The organism is Rhizobium sp. P32RR-XVIII (genome assembly GCF_012641395.1).
Classification (GTDB): domain Bacteria; phylum Pseudomonadota; class Alphaproteobacteria; order Rhizobiales; family Rhizobiaceae; genus Rhizobium.
In genome coordinates, this window is sequence record NZ_JABAIH010000073.1 from 1 (window position 1) to 1,369 (window position 1,369).

General features: G+C 60.3%; 1 protein-coding gene. It reads right to left on the reverse strand.

Annotated features, from left to right (window positions below; genetic code table 11):
* Positions 1-258 precede the first annotated feature (258 nt).
* Complete coding sequence (locus tag HGP14_RS35090) at positions 259-1,284, reverse strand: IS110 family transposase (protein ID WP_168834371.1); 1,026 nt, start codon at positions 1,282-1,284, stop codon at positions 259-261.
* Positions 1,285-1,369 lie beyond the last annotated feature (85 nt).

Here is a 1,369-nt window from a genome sequence, read left to right on the forward strand (position 1 = left end):
TTCAGTGGCATGTATGGACGGCCTCCGCGTGGCAAGGGCTTTTTGGCATTTCTGACGATTGGTCGGGTGCAGGCATGTATACGGCCTTTGATTGCGGCTGGTTCATGCCGCTGGCCCTGATGTAGTCCGCTGATCAGATCCCAGACAGGTCAACGCGCTTTCAAGCGGCACCCACTGATCGGGTTTGTCCGATCCCGGCTCGACCGTTCGCCATCACACCATCAGCACCTCACCAATTTCTGCATCCTCTGTGAGCTTTCAAAGGGAGGCGGTAGCCTCAAAGCGCCTGCCGGTCGTCATCAACGCCCAGACGATCCGCGCCATCTTGTTCGCCAAGGCAACAGCGACGACGTTGTACGGCTTCTTCACCAGAAGCTCGGCGGCCCAACGCGTCGGTGCAACTTTAGCCTTGCGGCTGAAACGAAGCACCGCATGCGCCCCGACAACGAGAAGCCGGCGGAGATAGGGATCGCCTTGTTTGCTGATCCTTCCGAGGCGGTCCTTGCCACCCGATGAGTTCTGCCGCGGCACCAGGCCTATCCACGCCGCCAATTGTCGGCCGGATTTGAAGAGCGACGCGTCTGTCACTGTCGCGGCGAGTGCGCTGGCAGTGATCGGGCCAATTCCGGGGATCGTCTCAAGGCGTCGGCTCAGCTCGTTCGAGCGATGCCACGCATGAATCTGGCGATCCATCTCGCTGACCTTCTCGTGCACCTCCCGCAACTGCTCGATCAGCGGAAGAAGTGCGGACCGCGCAAGCGGCGGGATGAGATCGTGATCATCGTCTTCGATCAACGCGATCAGCATTCCGACCCCGGCAATCCCCTGTCGCGTTACGATGCCGAACTCCGCCAAGTGGCCGCGCAAGGCGTTCACCAGCATTGTCCGCTGCCGGATCAAAAGCTCGCGGACCCGATGTAGCATCAGCACACTCTGTTGCTCCTCGCTCTTCACCGGAACGAAGCGCATCGTCGGTCGCGTCACCGCCTCGCAAATCGCCTCGGCATCCGTCGCGTCATTCTTCTGCCGCTTCACATATGGCTTGACGTAAGACGCCGGCATCAGCCGCACGTCGTGACCCAGCGCCATAAGAACCCGAGCCCAGTGGTGTCCAGTCGCGCAAGCCTCGATTCCGATCAGGCAGGGCGGCAATGCCTTGAAGAATCCAACGACATCGTCGCGGCGCAGCTTGCGGCGGCTCACGGTCGCGCCGGCACCATTGATCCCGTGAACCTGAAATACATGCTTGGCGATATCCAGACCAATTGTGGTAATCTTCTCCATGGACGGCTCTCCCTTATGTGACTTTCGACAGCCACACTTTGGCACATTGCGATGCCGGGAGCGGAGGCCGTCCACCACATCAGGT

What these genes read in the sequence shown, in the direction of transcription:
- HGP14_RS35090 (WP_168834371.1), bottom strand. Translation starts at nt 1,284, where the DNA reads ATGGAGAAGATTACCACAATTGGTCTGGATATCGCCAAGCATGTATTT.